This is a genomic window from Variovorax sp. NFACC27 (genome assembly GCF_048301545.1).
Lineage (GTDB): Bacteria > Pseudomonadota > Gammaproteobacteria > Burkholderiales > Burkholderiaceae_C > Variovorax > Variovorax gossypii.
Genome location: NZ_CP157613.1, coordinates 4,709,255 through 4,729,237, shown reverse-complemented (window position 1 = coordinate 4,729,237; position 19,983 = coordinate 4,709,255). Strand labels below are relative to the sequence as shown.

At 65.8% G+C, this 19,983-nt stretch carries 15 protein-coding genes; all 15 read left to right on the top strand.

The features are described 5' to 3' along the window. Positions 1-119 precede the first annotated feature (119 nt). The gene (locus ABL840_RS22140; protein ID WP_093306888.1) at positions 120-1,880 is read left to right on the top strand and encodes a carboxylesterase family protein; all 1,761 of its coding nucleotides are present in this window, start codon (positions 120-122) and stop codon (positions 1,878-1,880) included. Positions 1,881-1,957: 77 nt separating this feature from the next. Then, positions 1,958-3,841, top strand: a complete 1,884-nt coding sequence (locus ABL840_RS22135; RefSeq protein WP_093306843.1) for a CocE/NonD family hydrolase — start codon at positions 1,958-1,960, stop codon at positions 3,839-3,841. 114 nt (positions 3,842-3,955) lie between these two features. Continuing rightward, entirely contained in the window at positions 3,956-5,599 is a 1,644-nt protein-coding gene (locus ABL840_RS22130) for a 3-(methylthio)propionyl-CoA ligase (protein ID WP_093306842.1), read from the top strand. 141 nt (positions 5,600-5,740) lie between these two features. Further along, positions 5,741-6,970, top strand: coding sequence for a branched-chain amino acid ABC transporter substrate-binding protein (locus ABL840_RS22125; RefSeq protein ID WP_093306841.1), 1,230 nt, complete (start codon positions 5,741-5,743; stop codon positions 6,968-6,970). A gap of 200 nt (positions 6,971-7,170) precedes the next feature. Continuing rightward, complete coding sequence (locus tag ABL840_RS22120; protein WP_093195018.1) at positions 7,171-8,412, top strand: branched-chain amino acid ABC transporter substrate-binding protein; 1,242 nt, start codon at positions 7,171-7,173, stop codon at positions 8,410-8,412. Between the two features lie 84 nt (positions 8,413-8,496). Then, positions 8,497-9,450, top strand: a complete 954-nt coding sequence (locus ABL840_RS22115) for a branched-chain amino acid ABC transporter permease (RefSeq protein WP_093195019.1) — start codon at positions 8,497-8,499, stop codon at positions 9,448-9,450. A gap of 4 nt (positions 9,451-9,454) precedes the next feature. Next, positions 9,455-10,786, top strand: a complete 1,332-nt coding sequence (locus ABL840_RS22110; protein ID WP_093195020.1) for a branched-chain amino acid ABC transporter permease — start codon at positions 9,455-9,457, stop codon at positions 10,784-10,786. Continuing rightward, positions 10,783-11,553 carry an ABC transporter ATP-binding protein gene (locus tag ABL840_RS22105; protein ID WP_093195021.1) on the top strand — a complete coding sequence of 257 codons (771 nt, stop codon included), beginning with the start codon at positions 10,783-10,785 and terminating at the stop codon, positions 11,551-11,553. The genes ABL840_RS22110 and ABL840_RS22105 overlap by 4 nt, the downstream gene beginning before the upstream one ends. 1 nt (position 11,554) lies before the next feature. Continuing rightward, positions 11,555-12,250 (top strand): ABC transporter ATP-binding protein, encoded by a 696-nt coding sequence (locus ABL840_RS22100; RefSeq protein ID WP_093195022.1) that lies wholly within the window; start codon positions 11,555-11,557, stop codon positions 12,248-12,250. A gap of 237 nt (positions 12,251-12,487) precedes the next feature. After that, positions 12,488-14,593: a 3-hydroxyacyl-CoA dehydrogenase NAD-binding domain-containing protein gene (locus ABL840_RS22095; protein ID WP_093195024.1), complete on the top strand. Its 2,106-nt coding sequence runs from the start codon at positions 12,488-12,490 to the stop codon at positions 14,591-14,593. Positions 14,594-14,633: 40 nt separating this feature from the next. Further along, the gene (locus ABL840_RS22090; protein WP_093306840.1) at positions 14,634-16,109 is read left to right on the top strand and encodes a M20 family peptidase; all 1,476 of its coding nucleotides are present in this window, start codon (positions 14,634-14,636) and stop codon (positions 16,107-16,109) included. Positions 16,110-16,158: 49 nt separating this feature from the next. Continuing rightward, entirely contained in the window at positions 16,159-17,334 is a 1,176-nt protein-coding gene (locus tag ABL840_RS22085; RefSeq protein WP_093195026.1) for an acetyl-CoA C-acyltransferase, read from the top strand. 189 nt (positions 17,335-17,523) lie between these two features. Continuing rightward, positions 17,524-19,377 (top strand): acyl-CoA dehydrogenase, encoded by a 1,854-nt coding sequence (locus ABL840_RS22080; protein WP_093195027.1) that lies wholly within the window; start codon positions 17,524-17,526, stop codon positions 19,375-19,377. Beyond that, the gene (locus ABL840_RS22075; protein WP_093195028.1) at positions 19,377-19,637 is read left to right on the top strand and encodes a hypothetical protein; all 261 of its coding nucleotides are present in this window, start codon (positions 19,377-19,379) and stop codon (positions 19,635-19,637) included. The genes ABL840_RS22080 and ABL840_RS22075 overlap by 1 nt, the downstream gene beginning before the upstream one ends. A 20-nt stretch (positions 19,638-19,657) precedes the next feature. Then, complete coding sequence (locus tag ABL840_RS22070) at positions 19,658-19,960, top strand: Dabb family protein (RefSeq protein ID WP_093306839.1); 303 nt, start codon at positions 19,658-19,660, stop codon at positions 19,958-19,960. Positions 19,961-19,983: the final 23 nt, after the last annotated feature.

Below are 19,983 nucleotides of genomic sequence, written 5' to 3'. Positions count from 1 at the left end.
CCAGGAATTCCGATTAACCCGGTGTGGAGACAAAAAACATGAAGACTGAGACAACCGCGCGCAACCAGGCTGCGGCAGCAGTAAAGAAGACCGCAACGGCCAGGGCCGTGGCCCTGGTGATGGCCACGGCCGCCCTGGCGGCACTTTCGGCCTGCGGGGGCGGCTCGTCCGGTTCGTCCGGCTTCGCCTTCCTGCCTAGCGCGCCGCCGCCCGCACCGGCTCCCTCGCCGACACCGCCCGCCGCCGACGGCCCGATGGTCCGCCAGACCACTGCCGGCAAGGTCGAGGGCGTGGACGACAGCGCCAAGTCGGGCACCTGGTTCTGGAAGGGGATTCCGTTCGCCAAGCCGCCGGTCGGCGAGCTGCGCTGGCGCGCGCCGGCGACGCCCGAGCCCTGGAGCGGCATCCGCCAGGCCACGAAGTTCGGCAACGCCTGCCTGCAGATCGGCCGGATCTTCAGCCCCGGCGCCAACAACACCTATGACGAGACCATCGGCACCATGCTGGGCAAGCCGAGCGGCAGCGAGGACTGCCTGTTCGTCAACATCTGGCGCCCGGCCACGGCGGACAAGAACCTGCCGGTGCTGCTCTTCATCCATGGCGGCAGCAACATCTCGGGCTACACCGCCGATCCGCTGTACGACGGCGCCGCGCTGGCCAAGGCCGCCAACGCGGTGGTCATCACCGCCAGCTACCGCCTGGGCATCCTGGGCTTCCTGAACGTGCCGCAGCTGCGCTCGGGCGGCACCGAGGGCGACGACTCGGGCAACTTCGCGCTCCTCGACAACATGGCGGCGCTGCGCTTCATCCGCGACAACGTGGCCAACTTCGGCGGCGACCCGGGCAACGTCACGCTCTCGGGCGAGTCGGCCGGCGCCACCAACCTGTTGTCGGTGATGACCTCGCCGATGGCCAAGGGCCTGTTCCACAAGGCCTTCGAGATGAGCGGCGGCATCTCGCTCGCGAGCAACCTGCCGCCGGGCACGCTGCCTTCGCTGTCGCCGGCCTCGGCCTCGCTGGCGCAAGGCGAGGGCATCCTCGAGAAGCTGCTCGTCGCCGACGGCACCGCCGCCGACGCGACGGCGGCCAAGGCCTATATCGCCGGCCGTACGCCGGCGCAGATTGCCGAATACCTGCGCGCGCAGGACGGCGGCAAGATGCTGACCACGGTGGTCGCCGCCGGCCTCGGCTCGGTCGGGCCCATTCCCGACGGCACGGTGATCCCGACCGACCCCATCGGCGCCATCGCTGCCGACCAGTACGTGAAGGTGCCGATGCTCTCCGGCAACACGCGCGACGAGGGCAAGCTCTTCGCGTCGCTGCTGGGCACCATCGGCTTTCCGAAGCCGGGCTGGATCGTCACCGACGCCCAGCGCTTCTCGATGATGTTCAACTTCGACCCCGATGCAGCGCCCACGCTCACGGTGAACGACATCATCGACCCGTTCTACCTTCCGGTAGACAAGCCCGGCACCGGCTACAACGCGGCCACTGCGCTCATCACGAAGGGCCTGTTCGAGGCCAACCGCGACAACCTGCTCAACACGATGAAGACGCGCCAGTCGAACGTCTGGCACTACCGCCTCGACTGGGCCCAGGAAGCCTCGCCGTGGAACGACGTGTACGGCGCGGCGCACGCCTTCGACCTGCCTTTCGTGTTCGGCAATTTCGGCCCGTCGGTGCTGTCGAACGCGATGCGCGGCAAGGCCAACGAGAAGGGGCGGCTGGCGCTGTCGAACGCAGTCATGGCCAGCGTGGGTGCATTCATGCGCACGGGCGACCCGAACACCGCCGAGCTGGGCGCGACCTGGGCGCCGTGGCCTTCGCAACTGCTGCTCGACGCCACGCCCACGGCCACCAAGATCACCGTGGCGCCCTGACGTTCGCGTACCGCTTTGCCCCGAAGCGCGCGTGGGCAGCGCATGACATCAATCAAAACGATAACGGAGACGGATCAATGAGGACTTTCAGAGATTTCCCACGATGGCGTATTGCCGCGTCGCTGCTTGCCACGGCAGCGGGCATCGCCGCGTGCGGCGGCGGCTCGTCGGGCGGCGGCTTCACCTTTTTCCCGCCGGCCGCCGAAACGCCGCCGGCACAGCCGCCGGCCACGCCCGAGACGGGCGTGGTCCGCAAGTGGGGCTACATCACGCTGCCCGACGGCAACAGGATGCGCTACTCGCTGCTGCTGCCCGACGGCGGCAAGGGCACCTATCCGCTGCTGGTCGAGTACGACGGCTACAGCTCGGGCTCGGCCCCGAACATCGGCCAGCTCTGGGTGACGGAGGGCTATGCAGTCATGGGGCTGAACGTGCCGGGCACGGGTTGCTCCAGCGGCGAAGACCAGGTCTTCGATGCCAGCACCGGCGCGGCTGGCGCCTTCGCCATCGAATGGGCCGGCAAGCAGCCGTGGTCGAACGGCAGGATCGGCATGGTCGGCTACTCGTACTCGGGCTACAACCAGCTCTGGGTGGCCGCGCACCGGCCCAAGGGCCTGCTGGCGATCACGCCCAGCAAGAACGTGACCGACCCGTACCGCGACGTGGGCTACCCGGGCGGCATCAAGAACATCGGCTTTCCCTCGCAGTGGTGGGGTGGCTTTCCGGCCACCTGGAACCGCGCGGCGGCGCTGGCCGCCAGGCTCGACGGCGATACCGAGTGCGCGAAGACCGTGGCCGACAACATCGAGAAGATCAAGCGGCCCGATCTCGACCTGACCAAGTGGCTCGAGAACCCCTATGCCGACGGCCTCTACGTGAAGCGCAGCGCGTTCTACGAGACCGGCAAGATCGACATTCCCGCGCTGGGCACCCAGTCGTGGCAGGACGAGCAGATCGGCCCGCGCTCGGGCTACTACGAGGACACCATGTCGCCCGACAGGATGTGGCTCGTCAGCTCCAACGGCGACCACCACACCAACGTCACCTCCGACTACATCGACGGCACCCTGAAGCGCTTCCTCGCCCATTTCGTGAAGGGCGAGGACAACGGCTTCGAGAAGGAGCCGCGCGTGCGCCTGCTGCAGGAGATGCAGCAGACCGACCAGAAGGCGGTGAACGGCGCCGCGAAGCTGAAGCAGACGGCCGTGGCCGAGTTCGACCGCCTGCCGGTCAAGGTCAAGCCGATGCGCCTGTGGATGCAGCCAGGCGGCGTGCTCGGCGACGCGAAGCCAAGCTCCGGCGCGGCCTCGTCCGACTACAGGTATCCGGCAAAGAGCCCGGTGGTGAACAACCCGGCCGCCGAAGGCTGGCAGGCAGTGGCCGATGCCGAGAAGGACGGCCAGCTAACCTTCACGACCGCTGCATTGCCCGAGGACCTGAGCTTCTATGGAGAAGGCTCGGCCGACCTGTACCTGAGCGCCACCGCCGACAACACCGACTTGCAGGTCACGGTGTCCGAAGTGCGGCCCGACGGCAAGGAGATGTTCGTGCAGCGCGGATGGCTGCGTGCCTCCAAGCGCGCGCTCGACGACAGCCGCTCCACCGAACTGCGTCCCTTCGGCGACTTCACGCAACCGAAGGAGGCGGCGCTGCTGCCGGGGCAACCCAACCTGGTGCGCATCGAGATCCAGAAGTTCGCCCACGTCTTTCGCGCCGGCTCCAGCATCCGCGTGACGGTGGACTCGCCCTCGCAGACCGGCTTCTGGCTGTTCGGCAACGACAAGACGCCTTCGACCAACACGCTGTGGCATGAGGCCGCCAATGCTTCGAGCATCGTGCTGGGCTATGTGCCGTACCCGCATGCAGCCGCGCTGCCGGACTGCGGCAAGACGCTGCGTCAGCCGTGCCGCACCAACGTGGTGACGGTGCCGGCGGGCACCGGTCCGAGGGCTCCCACTTGAGCCGCTTCGTTCAATCGTGCAGTGCGGGTTTGTGTCATTGTGGAAGTGGCCGAAGCTTGCGTGAATCCGTTGTCCGCAAGTTTTCATGAAGTCATTTCACATAGGAGTCCGTAGATGCTGGGTTTGATGCAAGACCAACCGCTTCTGATCTCGTCGCTGATCGAGTTCGCCGAGCGCCACAACGGCGACGGCGAGATCGTCTCGCGTCGTGTCGAAGGCGATATCCACCGCTGCACCTGGCGCGACATCGCATCGCGCGCCAAGCAGGTGGCCAACGCGCTGGACGGCGAGCAATTGCTGTTCAGCGACCGCATCGCCACCCTGGCCTGGAACGGCTATCGCCACCTCGAGCTCTACTACGGCGTGAGCGGCAGCGGCCGCGTGCTGCACACCATCAACCCGCGCCTGCACCCCGACCAGATCGCGTGGATCGCCAACCACGCCGAAGACCAGATCCTGTGCTTCGACCTCACGTTCCTGCCGCTGGTGCAGGCCGTGCATGCGCGTTGTCCCACGATCCGGAAATGGGTTGCACTGTGTGACGCCGACAAGCTCCCCGCCGACAGCGGCGTGCCCAACCTCGTGAGCTACGAGAGCTGGATGGGTTCGCAGCCCGCCGAGTACGAATGGCCCAGCTTCGACGAGAACTCGGCCTCGAGCATGTGCTACACGAGCGGCACCACGGGCAACCCCAAGGCCGCGCTCTACAGCCACCGCTCGACGCTGCTGCACGCGTACGCAGCAGCGCTGCCCGACGTGATGCACCTGTCGGCGCGCGACTCGGTGCTGCCGGTGGTGCCGATGTTCCACGTCAACGCGTGGGGCATTCCGTATTCGGCCGCGCTGGTGGGCTGCAAGCTGGTGTTCCCCGGCCCGGCGCTCGACGGCAAGTCGGTGTACGACCTGATCGAGGCCGAGGGCGTGACCTTCGCCGCAGGCGTGCCCACAGTGTGGCAGATGCTGCTGGGCCACATGCAGGCGGGCGGCCTGAAGTTCAGCAAGCTCAACCGCACGGTGATCGGCGGCTCGGCCTGCCCGCCGGCCATGATCAAGGCGTTCCAGGACCTCTACAACGTCGAGGTGCTGCACGCCTGGGGCATGACCGAGATGAGCCCGCTGGGCACGCTGTGCACGCTCAAGAACAAGCACCTGTCGCTGCCGGCCGACGCGCAGCTGCAGATCCGCATGAAGCAGGGCCGGGCCATCTTCGGCGTCGACATGAAGATCATCGACGGCGACGGCAAGGAGCTGCCGTGGGACGGCAAGGCCTACGGCGACCTGCTGGTCAAGGGGCCGTGGATCGTCAAGGAATACTTCAAGGGCGAGGGCGGCGACCCGCTCATTCCCGACGAGCGCAACCGCGGCTGGTTCCCCACCGGCGACGTGGCCACCATCGACGCCGAGGGCTACCTGCAGATCACCGACCGCAGCAAGGACGTGATCAAGTCCGGCGGCGAGTGGATCAGCTCCATCGACATCGAGAACATCGCCGTCGCGCATCCGGCCGTGGCCATGGCCGCGTGCATCGGCGTGTTCCATCCGAAGTGGGACGAGCGGCCGATCATCGCGGTCGTGAAGAAGCCCAATGCCGAGGTCACGCGCGAGGAGCTGCTGAAGTTCTACGAGGGCAAGACCGCCAAGTGGCAGATCCCGGACGACGTGGTGTTCGTCGAGGCCATCCCGATCGGCGCCACCGGAAAGATCCTCAAGACCAAGCTGCGAGAGCTACTTAAAGACTACAAGCTGCCCGGCCTCTGAAACAACGAGCAAAGCCCACCCGCACTGTCGCGCACGCGATAGGAAAGCCGCCCCGGCGGCCTTCCTTCCGGGCAATCCCTGTGCGGCGAAGAAAAGGGCGCTTGTACGCTGGCAGTCCGCCTTTCACACTGGAGACTCTTCATGCAATTTGCTATCAAGTCAGTAGCTGCCTGTGCAATGTTGGTGGGCGCCACCGCCGCATTCGCCCAAAAGGGCGAGACCGTCAAGATCGCCTGGCTCGACCCGCTGTCGGGCCTGATGGCTGCGGTGGGCACCAACCAGCTGAAGACCACGCAATTCCTTGCTGAAGAGTTCAACAAGAAGAACCAGTCGGGCGTGAAGTTCGAGATCATCGCGCTCGACAACAAGCTCAGCCCGCAGGAGACCACGGCGGCCCTGCGTTCCGCGCAGGACCAGGGCGCGCGCTACATCATGCAGGGCAACGGCTCCGGCCCAGCGCTCGCGATCATCGACGCCGTCGAGAAGAACAACGCGCGCAATCCGGGCAAGGAGCTGCTGTACATGAACTACGCGGCGGTCGACCCCGACCTGACCAACAGCAAGTGCAGCTACTGGCACTTCCGGGTCGACGCCGACACCTCCATGAAGATGGAGGCGCTGACCACCTGGATGAAGGACCAGCCCGACATCAAGAAGGTCTACATCCTCGGCCAGAACTACGCCCACGGCGTGCAGGTGTCGAAGTTCGCGAAGGAAGACCTGAAGGTCAAGCGCCCCGATATCCAGATCGTGGGCGACGACCTGCATCCGCTCGCGCAGGTGCGCGATTTCTCTCCCTACATCGCCAAGATCAAGGCCTCGGGCGCCGACACCGTGATCACCGGCAACTGGGGCTCCGACCTGTCGCTGCTCATCAAGGCCGCCAACGACTCGGGCCTGAACGTCAAGTTCCTCACCTACTACGCGCCTGGCGCCGGCACGCCGACGGCCATGGGCGCCACCTCGGAGGGCAAGGTCTACACCGTGGCCTATGCCCACTACAACATGGGTGGCGAGATCCAGCAGCTGCTCGCGGGCTACAAGAAGCGCATGAACGACGACCTCACGCAGTCGTCGATCTATCACGTGTTCGCGCTGCTCGACGCGGCCTTCGCCAAGACCAAGTCGACCGACCCTGTGAAGGTGGCCGCCGCGCTGGAGGGCATGAAGATCAAGAGCTTCAACGGCGAGGTCGAGGTGCGCAAGGCCGACCACCAGTTGCAGCAGGGTCTCTACATCTCGCGCTGGGAGAAGGCCAGCGCCAAGTACCCGTATGACGCGGAGAACACCGGCTACACGAACGTTCCCGTGAAGTACTTCGAATCGTACGTGGCGAGCACGCCCACGTCGTGCCGGATGAAGCGCCCCTAGGCGTCTTTGTGAACGCGTTTCCTACCCGGTGGTAGCAGCAGCCTACCGACGGGTAGCAAATTGGAGAAACGCGGTGTCGCATGCGCGATAGAAACGGGCCTTTGCGGCACCCCTCTTACGGGCATTCCCTGAGGGGAGGGGCTGCAAACGCTTGTACTCTCGTGCGGCGTTTTTGATTCGGTTTGACCAGGAGATATAGATTGAAGTTCGCTCTGAAAATCGCCGCAGCAGCCGTCATCGCTGCCACCGCCACCGGTGCCTTTGCCCAGAAGGGTGAAACCGTCAAGATCGCCTGGCTCGACCCGCTGTCGGGCCTCATGGCCGCGGTCGGGACGAACCAGCTCAAGACCTTCCAGTTCTTCGCAGAAGAGTTCAACAAGAAGAACGCGGCGGGCGTGAAGTTCGAGATCATCGGCATCGACAACAAGTTGAGCCCGCAGGAGACCACCAGCGCGCTGCGCTCGGCCCTCGACCAGGGCGCGCGCTACATCGTGCAGGGCAACGGCTCCGGCCCCGCGCTCGCCATCATCGACGCGCTCGAGAAGAACAACGCGCGCAATCCGGGCAAGGAAGCGCTGTACCTGAACTACGCCGCCGTCGACCCCGACCTGACCAACAGCAAGTGCAGCTACTGGCAGTACCGCTTCGACGCCGACACGTCGATGAAGATGGAAGCGCTGACCACCTACATGAAGGACCAGCCGGACATCAAGAAGGTCTACCTGCTCAACCAGAACTACGCGCACGGCCAGCAGGTCTCGAAGTTCGCCAAGGAGAACCTCAAGACCAAGCGCCCCGACGTGCAGATCGTCGGCGACGACCTGCATCCGCTGGCCCAGGTGCGCGACTTCGCGCCGTACGTGGCCAAGATCAAGGCATCGGGCGCGGACACCGTCATCACCGGCAACTGGGGCTCCGACCTCGCGCTGCTCATCAAGTCGGCCAACGACTCGGGCCTGAACGTCAAGTTCTACACCTACTACGCTGTGACCACCGGCACGCCGACCGCCATGGGCGCGGCGTCCGACGGCAAGGTCTACCAGGTCGGCTATGCCCACTACAACATGGGCGGCGACATGCAGAAGTACGCCGAGGACTTCAAGAAGAAGTTCAACGACGACCTCTACACCACCGACGTCTACACCGTGTTCCAGGCGCTGACCGAAGCCTTCGTGAAGACCAAGTCGACCGACCCCGTCAAGGTGGCGGCTGCCATGGAAGGCATGAAGTTCAAGAGCTTCAACGGCGAGATCGAACTGCGCAAGACCGACCACCAGGCACAGCAGGGCCTGTACATCGCCAAGTGGGAGAAGGCCAGCGCCAAGTACCCGTACAGCCCGGAGAACACCGGCTACACGCTGGCCCCGGTGAAGTACTACGACGCCTACGTGGCGAGCACGCCCACCTCCTGCCAGATGAAGCGGCCTGGCGGCGCCTCCTGATCGCAGCCTGATCGCCATCCGACAGGTCGAGGCCCGACTTCAACACTCGGGCCTTTTTCTTTTTCCACCTGACACGAAAGACCGATGAACGTCGAATTCTTCGTCATCTCGCTGCTCAACGGCGTGAGCTACGGCTTGCTGTTGTTCATGCTGAGTTCCGGCCTCACGCTGATCTTCAGCATGATGGGCGTGCTCAACTTCGCGCATGCCAGCTTCTACATGCTGGGCGCCTATTTCGCCTACACGCTGTCCGGCATCGTGGGCTTCTGGCCGGCGCTGTTCATCGCGCCGGTGCTGGTGTTCGCACTGGGCGCCGCCTTCGAGCGCTACTGCCTGCGCCGGGTCCACAAGTTCGGCCATGTGCCCGAGCTGCTGGTGACCTTCGGTCTCTCGTACCTGATCCTCGAAGTCGTGCAGCTGGTGTGGGGCCGCTCCACGGTGCCGTACGGCCTTCCGTCGGCGCTGCAGGGGCCGCTCTTCTCGCTCTACGGCACGCAGTTCCCGAAGTCGCGCTCCTTCATCATGCTGGTGGCGGTGCTGATGCTGCTGTCGGTGTGGCTGCTGCTCACGCGCACGCGCATCGGCCTGGTCATCCAGGCGGCGCTGAAGCACCCCGAGATGGTCGAGGCGCTGGGCCACAACGTGCCGCGCGTCTTCATGCTGGTGTTCGGCGGCGGTGCCGCGCTGGCGGGTCTCGCCGGCGTGGTCGGCGGCAACACCTATGTCACCGAACCGGCGATGGCGGCCTCCGTCGGCTCCATCATCTTCGTGGTGGTGGTGGTCGGCGGCATGGGCTCGCTGGCCGGCGCCTTCCTGGCCTCGCTGATCATCGGCATCGTGCAGACCTTCGCGGTGGCCATGGACCAGTCGCTGGCCACCGGCCTGCAGGCTTTCGGCGTGGCGGTGACCGACCAGACCTTCGGCTACGAGCTGCTCAAGCTGACCATCTCGCAGGTCGCCCCGATCCTTCCGTACCTCTTCCTGGTGCTGATCCTCATCTTCAGGCCCAAGGGTCTTCTCGGAACGCGGGAGGACTGATGCCATGAACACCGCAACGACAACCGCTTCGACGACCTCCACGCCCGTTCGCTACTACCGGTTCAAGCCGCTGAACATCGGCCGCATCCTGATCTGGTCCTTCTTCGCGCTGCTGCTGATCGTGGCGCCGATGATCTTCACCAGCAGCCTGGCGCTGACCATGCTGTCGCAGATCGGCTACCTCATCATCATCTGCCTGAGCTACAACATGTTGCTGGGGCAGGGCGGCATGCTCAGCTTCGGGCACGCGGTGTACGTGGGCCTGGGCTCGTTCATCGCCATCCATGCGATGAACCTGGCCAGCGCCGGCAAGCTGCCGGTTCCGCTGGTGCTGATTCCGCTCGTGGGCGGCCTGGGCGGCATGTTCTTCGCCTTCGTGTTCGGCTACGTGTCGACCAAGAAGTCGGGCACCACCTTCGCGATGATCACGCTGGGCCTGGGCGAGCTGGTGGCCGCGATGTCGCTGATGTTCCCGAGCTTCTTCGGCGGCGAGGGCGGCATCACCACCAACCGCGTGTACGGCGCCTCTTTCTTCGGGCTCAACTTCGGTCCGCAGAACCAGGTGTATTACCTGATCGCCGTCTACTGCTTCATCTGCACCGGCCTGATGTTCGCCTTCACCGGCACGCCGCTCGGGCGCATGCTCAATGCGGTGCGCGACAACCCGGAGCGCGTGGAGTTCATCGGCTACAACACGCAGCGCGTGCGCTACTACGCCTTCATCATCGCGGGCTTCTTCGCGGGCATCGGCGGCGGCCTGGCGGCCATCAACTTCGAGATCGTGAATGCGGCCGACAGCCTCAACGGGCTGCGCTCGGGCAGCTACCTGCTGTTCACCTTCCTGGGCGGCGCGACCTTCTTCTTCGGGCCGATCATCGGCGCGGCGCTGCTGGTGTTCGCGCTGGTGCTGCTGTCCGAACTCAGCAAGGCCTGGCTGCTGTACGTGGGCCTGGTGTTCCTGCTGATGGTGATGTTCGCGCCCGGCGGCGTGGCCAGCCTGATCATGATGAACGTGCGCGTGGCGCTGTTCGGCAAGATCAAGCGCTTCTACCTGCTGTACGTGGGTCTCTTCATCGGCGCGGCCATCATGCTCGCGGGCGCCGCGGCCATGGTCGAGATGATCTATCACATGCAGCTGAACGCGGCTCTCGGACCGATGGTGCCGTTCGCGGGCCTGCAGCTCGATACCTCGTCGGCTACGGCGTGGATCGTCGCTGTGGCGCTGCTGGCCGTGGGCCTGGGCGTGTTTGAGGTGGTGCGCCGGCGCTTCGCGAAGGTCTGGGGCCAGGCCCAGGAAGAAATCGAAGCCGAGATCAAGCGCAGGGAGACCGCATGACCTATTCACTCGAACTCAAGAACCTGCGCAAGAGCTTCGGCAAGACCGACATCATCCGCGGCGTCGACCTGGCCGTGACGGCCGGCGAGCGCATCGCGATCATCGGGCCGAACGGCGCGGGCAAGTCGACGCTCTTCAACCTCATCAGCGGCCGGCTCGCGCCGAGCAGCGGCGAGGTGCTGCTCAACGGCACGCGCATCGACGGCATGAAGCCGTACGAGATCAACCGCATGGGGCTGTCGCGCAGCTTCCAGATCACCAACATCTTCCCGAAGCTCACCGTCTTCGAGAACCTGCGCTGCGGCGTGCTCTGGAGCCTGGGCTACAAGTACACCTTCCTGCGCTTTCTCTCGAACCTCGACGACGCCAACGAGCGCACCGAGGAGCTCATCAGGCAGATCGGCCTGGAGAAGAAGCGCGACGTGCACGCGGTGAACCTCACCTACGCCGAGCAGCGCGCGCTGGAGATCGGCGTGACCATCGCCGGCGGCGCCAGCGTGATCCTGCTGGACGAGCCTACGGCGGGCATGAGCAAGACCGAGACCTCGCACTTCATCTCGCTCATCAAGCACGTGACCGTCGGCAAGACGCTGCTGACGGTGGAGCACGACATGGGTGTGGTCTTCGGGCTGGCCGACAAGATCGCTGTGGTGGTGTACGGCGAGGTGATCGCCTTCGACACACCGGCTGCCGTTCGTGCCAATGCGCGAGTGCAGGAGGCTTATCTGGGCTCCGCTGTTGCCGATGCACAGGGGGCGGGACACTGAAATGCTGAAGCTTCAAGACATCCACGCCTACTACGGCAAGAGCCATGTGCTGCATGGCGTTTCCTTCGACGTGAACCCGGGCGAGATCGTGGCGCTGCTGGGCCGCAACGGCTCGGGCCGCTCGACCACCGCCAAGGCCATCATGGGCCTGGTGCATGCAGAGGGCGGCCTGCACTGGAAGGGGCAGGACATCCTGCGCCGCAAGGCCTATGAGATCGCGCACTTCGGCATCGGCTACGTGCCGGAGAACCGCGACATCTTCCCCAAGCTCACGGTGCACCAGAACCTGCTGCTGGGGCAGAAGGGCTCGGGCAAGGGCAGCCGCTGGTCGTTCGACGACATGTACGGCATGTTCCCGCGCCTGAAGGAGCGCCAGCACACCGAGGCCGGCGTGCTCTCGGGCGGCGAGCAGCAGATGCTCACGCTGTGCCGCACGCTGATGGGCGACCCCGACCTGATCATCATCGACGAGCCGACCGAAGGCCTCGCGCCCAAGATCGTCGAGCTGGTGGGGCAGTACCTGCGCACGCTCAAGGACAAGGGCATCTCGGTGCTGCTGATCGAGCAGAAGCTCACTATCGCTATGGCGATTTCCGACCGCGCGCTCGTCATGGGCCACGGCAGCATCGTGTTCGACGGCACGCCGGACAGCCTGCGCGCCGACGCGGCCACTCGCAAGGAGTGGCTGGAAGTCTAGGCTCCCCAGGCTTCGCGCACTTCGTGTCGCGCACGCCTTCCCCCTTGCAGGGGGCAACACCTGCGGCCCGGCAAAGCCGGTTCCGCGGTGTTTCCGGAAAGTCCCGGCCTCCTCATGGAAGGCCTTGTCTCTACAGCGACTGCGTGCCATTGTTTGGCCTCGCGAAACGCCTAGAATCTCCCGAAAAAGAACACTCGTGCTTTTTCTTCTTTTTCTTCACACACCAAGGAACGCAGCATGACGGCTGAATACAAAGTGCTCGGCGATATCGCCGTGATCACACTGACCAACCCTCCGGTCAACGGTCTCGGTTTCTCGACGCGCATCGGCATCACCGACGGCCTGTCGAAGGCCAATGCCGACGACGCCGTCAAGGCCATCGTCATCACCGGCGCCGGCAAGGCGTTCTCGGGCGGCGCGGACATCAAGGAGTTCGGCACGCCCAAGGCACTGCAGGAGCCCAACCTGCTGAGCGTGATCCTCGCGCTCGAAGCTTCTCCCAAGCCCATCGTCGCGGCCATCCACTCGGTGTGCATGGGCGGCGGCCTCGAGTTGGCCCTGGGCTGCCACTACCGCGTGGCTGCCCCCGGCACCAGCGTGGCGCTGCCTGAAGTCAAGCTGGGCCTGCTGCCCGGCGCAGGCGGCACGCAGCGCCTGCCGCGCGTGCTGGGCGTCGAGACAGCGCTGAACATGATCGTCAGCGGCGAACCCGTGAAGAGCGAGCTGCTCGCGAGCCTGCCCGGCCAGAAGCTGTTCGACAAGCTGGCCGCATCGGCCGAGTCGGTGTTCGAAGAGGCCGTGGAATTCGCCAAGAGCGTGGCCGGCAAGACGGGCGAGGCCCTGCCGCTGGTGCGCAACCTGCCATGCAAGCACCCGCAGGGCGACGCCTACTTCCAGTTCGCGAAGAACATGGTTGGCGGCATGTCGAAGAACTACCCCGCGCCGCTGAAGTGCGTCGATGCCGTGCAGGCCGCCACCAGGCTGAAGTTCGACGAAGGCATGGCCGAAGAGCGCCGCCTGTTCACCGCGCTGATGTTCACGCCCGAATCGCTGGCGCTGCGCCACCTGTTCATGGCCGAACGCGCCGCGAGCAAGATCCCCGACGTGCCCGAAGACACGCCCAAGCGCGAGATCAAGTCGGTCGGCGTGATCGGCGCCGGCACCATGGGCGGCGGCATCTCGATGAACTTCCTGAACGCGGGCATCCCCGTGACCATCCTCGAGATGAAGCAGGAAGCGCTCGACCGCGGCATCGCCACCATCAAGAAGAACTACGAAGCCCAGGTCAAGAAGGGCAAGCTCAAGCAGGACAAGTACGAGCAGCGCATGGCCCTGCTGAGCACCACGCTGAGCTACGACGAGTTGAAGAACGCCGACCTCATCATCGAGGCCGTGTTCGAGGAAATCGGCGTGAAGGAAAAAGTGTTCAAGGAGCTCGACCGCGTCGCCAAGAAGGGCGCGATCCTGGCCTCGAACACCTCGACGCTCGACGTCGACAAGATCGCCTCGTTCACCGAGCGTCCGCAGGACGTGGTCGGCATGCACTTCTTCAGCCCCGCCAACGTGATGAAGCTGCTTGAAGTGGTGCGCGGCAAGGCCACCGCCAAGGACGTGCTGGCCACGGTCATGGCCATCGGCAAGAAGATCAAGAAGACGGCAGTGGTCTCGGGCGTGTGCGACGGCTTCATCGGCAATCGCATGATCGAGCAGTACAGCCGCCAGGCCGGCTTCCTGCTGGACGAAGGCGCCACGCCGCAGCAGGTCGACAAGGCCATCGAGAAGTTCGGCTTCGCCATGGGCCCGTTCCGCATGGGCGACCTGGCCGGCAACGACATCGGCTGGGCGATCCGCAAGCGCCGCGCCGTCGAACGCGCCGACATGAAGTACAGCCGCACGGCCGACAAGCTCTGCGAGCTGGGCCGCTTCGGCCAGAAGACCGGGGCAGGGTGGTACGACTACCAGGCCGGCAAGCGCGACGCCATTCCGTCGGACCTCGTCAACAAGATGATCGAGGACCACCGCAAGGAACTGGGCATCACGCCGCGCAAGATCTCCGACGAGGAAATCGTGCAGCGCCTGGTGTACGCGCTGGTCAACGAAGGCGCGCACATCCTGGAAGACGGCATCGCCTCGAAGTCGGGCGACATCGACATGGTGTACCTCACCGGCTACGGCTTCCCGATCTATCGCGGTGGCCCGATGCACTACGCGTCGCAGGTCGGCCTGTACAACGTGGCCGAGACGATGAAGCGCTTCGCGAAGAACCCGCGCGACGACGCCGAGTTCTGGCAGCCCGCGCCGCTGATCCAGAAGCTGGTGGCCGAAGGCAAGTCCTTCGGCTGATATCGACCAGGCAGAACCTGAACCGGGATCAAGACCGCCAATGTTGAAACGCATCTTCCTCGGGCTGCTGCTGGCAATCGCGCTGCTGGTGGCCGCCGTGGCGGTCAAGACCTGGACCACGCCATCGCAGCAGCTGGCGGTGGCGCCCGCGCCGAAGCTGGACATCGACCTGCAGGCAGCCGCCAAGCGGCTGTCGACGGCGATCACGTTCCGCACGGTGTCGGGGCTGGACGATCCAGCCGCCAACGCGGCCGAGTTCGACAAGCTGCACGCATTCCTCGAGCAGCAGTTTCCGAAAGTGCACGCCACCCTGAAGAAGGAAGTGGTGGGCAACAAGGCGCTGCTCTACACCTGGACCGGTACCGACCCGCAGGCCAAGCCCGTCGCGCTGATGGCGCACCAGGACATGGTGCCCATCGCGCCGGGCACCGAGAAGGCATGGTCGGTCGATCCCTTCTCGGGCGAGATCAAGGACGGCTACATCTGGGGTCGCGGCACGCTCGACAACAAGAGCAACCTGTTCGCGCAGATGGAGGCCGTCGAGCTGCTCATCGGCGCAGGCTTCAAGCCGAGGCAGACCGTCTATCTCGTGATGGGCGACGACGAAGAGGTGAGCGGCCTGCGTGGTGCGCTGCCCATTGCCGAACTGCTCAAGTCGCGCAACGTGCGCCTCGACTGGGTGCTCGACGAAGGCCTGCTCGTGCTCGACGGCGTGCTGCCGGGCCTGAGCAAGCCGGCCGCGCTCATCGGCCTGGCGGAGAAGGGCTATGCGACCTTCTTCCTGTCGCTCGACACCGCTCCCGGCCATTCGTCGATGCCGCCGCAGCACAGCGCCATCGGCAGCATGAGCGCCGCGCTGGCGCGCCTCGAGGCCAACCCGATGCCCGGCGGCATCAAGGGCGTGGCGGGCCAGATGTTCGGTGCGCTGGCGCCCGAGATGAGCGGCGTCAACCGCGTGATGCTTTCGAACCTGTGGCTCACCGAGCCGCTGGTGCGCGGCCAGCTCGAGAAGAGCCCGAGCAGCAACGCCATGCTGCGCACCACCACCGCGCTGACCATCGTGCGCGCCGGCAACAAGGACAACGTGCTGCCTGGCCGCGCCGAGGCTGCCGTCAACTTCCGCATCCTGCCGGGCGACACGATCGCCAGCACCGAGGCGCACCTGCGCAAGGCGCTGGGCAACGACGACATCAAGATCAAGGCCTATCCGGGCAATTCGGAGCCGTCGCCGGTGTCGCCGACCGACAGCACCGGCTACCGCGCGATCCAGCAGGCCGTGCGCCAGAGCTTTCCCGACGCGGTGGTGGCCCCGGGCCTCATGACCGCCGCCACCGACTCGCGCCACTTCAGCATCGTGAGCGACGCCGTCTTCCGCTTCTCGCCGTTCCGCGTGAAGGGCGAGGACCTGGCGCGCTTCCACGGCAACAACGAACGCCTGGCCATCTCGAACTACGGCGAGATGATCGGCTTCTACCGCCAGCTCCTGAGCAACACCAACGCTGCTCCGGCGCAATGACGACAACCGCAACCTCTTTTCCCTTCCCTCTGCTTCAAAGGACCTCACCATGACCAGCGCCGTCATCGTTTCCACTGCCCGCACGCCGCTCGCGAAGAGCTGGAAGGGTGCCTTCAACATGACGCACGGCGCCACGCTCGGCGGCCACGCGGTGCAGCACGCCGTGCAGCGCGCCGGCATCGACCCCGCATCGGTCGACGACGTCATCATGGGTTGCGCCACGCCCGAAGGCGCGACCGGCTCGAACATCGCGCGCCAGATCGCGCTGCGCGCGGGCCTGCCGATCACCACCTCGGGCATGACCATCAACCGCTTCTGCTCCTCGGGCCTGCAGACCATCGCCACCGCCGCCCAGCGCATCATCGCGGGCGAGGGCGAGGTCTATGTGGCCGGCGGCGTCGAGAGCATCTCGTGCGTGCAGAACGAAGCCAACAAGCACATGCTGGCCGATCCCTGGCTCGTGAAGCACAAGCCCGAGATCTACTGGAACATGCTGCAGACGGCCGAGCAGGTCGCCAAGCGCTACAACATCGGCCGCGACGCCATGGACGAATACGGCGCGCAAAGCCAGCAGCGCGCCACTGCCGCGCTGGAAGCCGGCCTCTTCAAGGCCGAGATCGCTCCCATCACCGTGCTGGCCGGCGTGGCCGACCCCGTGATGGGCCTGCGCACCAAGGAAGTCACCGTCGAGAACGACGAAGGCATCCGCCCGGGCACCACCAAGGAAGGCATCAGCGGCATCCGCCCGGCCATTCCCGGCGGCGTGATCTCGGCCGGCAACGCCAGCCAGTTCTCCGACGGCGGCGGCGCCTGCGTGGTGGTCGACGAGAAGTACGCCGAGCAGAAGGGCCTGAAGCCCCTGGGCCGCTTCCTCGGCTTCGCCGTGGCCGGCTGCGAGCCCGACGAAATGGGCATCGGCCCCGTCTTCGCCATTCCGAAGGTGCTCAAGCGCCTGGGCCTGACGGTCAACGACATCGACCTGTGGGAGCTGAACGAAGCCTTCGCCGTGCAGGTGATCTACTGCCGCGACAAGCTGGGCATCCCCGGTGACCGCCTGAACGTGAACGGCGGCGCCATCGCCGTGGGCCACCCCTACGGCGTGAGCGGCCAGCGCCTCACGGGCCACGCGCTCATCGAAGGCAAGCGCCGCGGCGCGAAGAAGGTCGTGGTCACGATGTGCATCGGCGGCGGCATGGGTGCCGCCGGCGTGTTCGAGGTGCTCTGAGTCTCTTTTTGAGCCGCTGAAACCAGGCTTCCGGACGCCCAAGTCGCGGAGGTTACGCAGAAGTCGCAGAAGAGAAACCAAAATTTCATTGGTTTTTCGCTGCGACTTTTTTTGCGCGGTTTTTGCACTCTTTCGCATCCCTTTAGCGTTCGGCAGTTTGATGCCGCCCCCGCTCCCCCGGAGAACACCATGAGCCTGCGCTCCACCCTCGACTTCCTGCTCTACGACTGGCTCGACGCCGAATCCCTCAACCAGCGCGAGCGCTTCGCCGACCACTCGCGCGAGACCTTCGACGCGGTGCTCGACACCTGCGAGCGCATCGCGCGCGAGAAGTACGCGCCGTTCAACCGCACGGTCGACACGCAGGAGCCGCATTTCGACGGCGAGAAGGTCGTGCTGCCGCAGGCCACGCACGACGCGCACAAGGCCTTCGTCGAGTCGGGAATGATGAGCGCGGCGCAGGACTACGACATCGGCGGCATGCAGCTGCCCTACACGCTGCAGGCCGCGGCCAACAGCTTCTTCGCGATGGCCTCGGTGAGCATCGGCTCGAACATGCTCACCAGCGGCAACGCCAACCTGCTGATGGTGCACGGCACCGAGATGCAGAAGGAGGTCTTCGCCAAGAACGAGTTCTCGGGCCGCTGGGCCGGCACCATGTGCCTGTCGGAGCCGCAGGCGGGCTCGTCGCTGAGCGACGTGGCCACGCGCGCCGTGCCTGACGGCGACGACTTCCAGAACGACCCGCTGGGCCCGCGCTACCGTCTCACGGGCAACAAGATGTGGATCTCGTCGGGCGACCACGAGCTGACCGAGAACATCGTGCACATCGTGCTGGCGAAGATTCCCGACGAGAGCGGCAAGCTGGTGCCCGGCACGCGGGGCATCTCGCTGTTCATCGTGCCCAAGCGCATGGTCGACACCGATGGCCAGCTCACCGGCCAGCGCAACGACGTGGCACTCGCGGGCCTCAACCACAAGCTGGGCTGGCGCGGCACCACGAACACGCTGCTGAACTTCGGCGAGGGCAAGTACCCGGTCGACGGCAAGGCGGGTGCGGTGGGCTATCTGGTCGGCGAGCCCGGCAAGGGCCTGCACTGCATGTTCCACATGATGAACGAGGCGCGCATCGGCGTCGGCACGGCCGCCACCATGCTCGGCATGGCCGGCTACCACGCCTCGCTCGAGTACGCCAAGAGCCGCCCGCAGGGCCGGCTGGTGAAGAAGCCCGATGCCGCCGGTGCAGCCGTTGCCAAGGATTCGGCGGCGCCGCAGGTGCGCATCATCGAGCACGCCGACGTGCGCCGCATGCTGCTGGCCCAGAAGGCGTACTGCGAGGGCGCGCTGGCGCTGGAGCTGTACTGCGCACGGCTGGTCGACGAGCAGAAGACCGGCGACGCGCAGGCCGCCGACGACGCGCGGCTGCTGCTGGAAGTGCTCACGCCCATCGCCAAGAGCTGGCCCAGCGAGTGGTGCCTGGAGGCCAATTCGCTGGCCATCCAGGTGCACGGCGGCTATGGCTACACGCGCGATTTTCCGGTGGAGCAGTACTGGCGCGACAACCGCCTGAACATGATCCACGAGGGCACCCACGGCATCCAGGCAGCCGACCTGCTGGGCCGCAAGGTGCTGATGGAGAAGGGCCGCGGCCTGCAGCTGCTGGCCGCGCGCATGACGGGCACCATCGGCCGCGCGGCCAAGGTGCCGGCGCTGGCGGCCCATGCCAAGGCGCTGGGTGGCGCGCTGCAGCGCATCGGCAGCGCCACAGAGGCTGCGTGGTCTACCGGCGACCCGGCCGAGGCGCTGGCCAACGCGGTGCCGTACATGCAGGCCTTCGGCCACACGGTGCTGGCCTGGATCTGGCTGGACGTGGCCCAAAGGGCCCTGGAAAGCGATGGAGAAAAGGCGAGGGCGGTAACAGCTGGCAAGATCGGCGCCACGGACTATTTCTTCCACTACGAGCTGCCGAAAATCGGCGCATGGCTCAACGTGGTCGAAACCCGCGACCCGACCTGTACAGCTTTGCCCGAGGACGCCTTCTGATGGCCACGACCGATTCGCCGAATACCGCCCCCAACAACAACCCCGCCGCCAAGCCGCCAAAGCCGCACGCGCGGCTCGAGAAATGGATCTGGATCCTGATCTACGGCGGCCTGTTCGGCGTGGTCCTGGGCATTGCCACAGGCCGCACCGACGCCGCGCTGGGCTGGTCCATTGCGGTGCCCGGCGGCATCGTGGCGCTGGTCGGCTTCGTGCTGATCTACGTGCGCTCGCGCCTTTCCAACAACCCTTCCGGCAAGTGACCGACCGAACGAGACCCGCCATGCTCAAGCACATCGTGATGTGGAAGTTCAAGGAACACGCCGAGGGCGCCGACAAGGCGACCAACCTGCTCAAGGCCAAGGCGCTGCTCGATGCCTGCGCGAAGCTCTCGCCCGGCACACTGCGCTTCGAGGTAGCCATCGCCCAGCCCGGGCTTGAGGCCACCTACGACCTGGTCCTGTACTCGGAATTCACCGACGCCGCCGCGCTCGCGGCCTATGCGGACCATCCGCAGCACGTGGCCCTGAAGCCATTCATCGGCGCAGTGCGCGAAGCCCGCCAGTGCATGGACTACGAGATCTGATCCAACCCGAACCCCGGAGACAA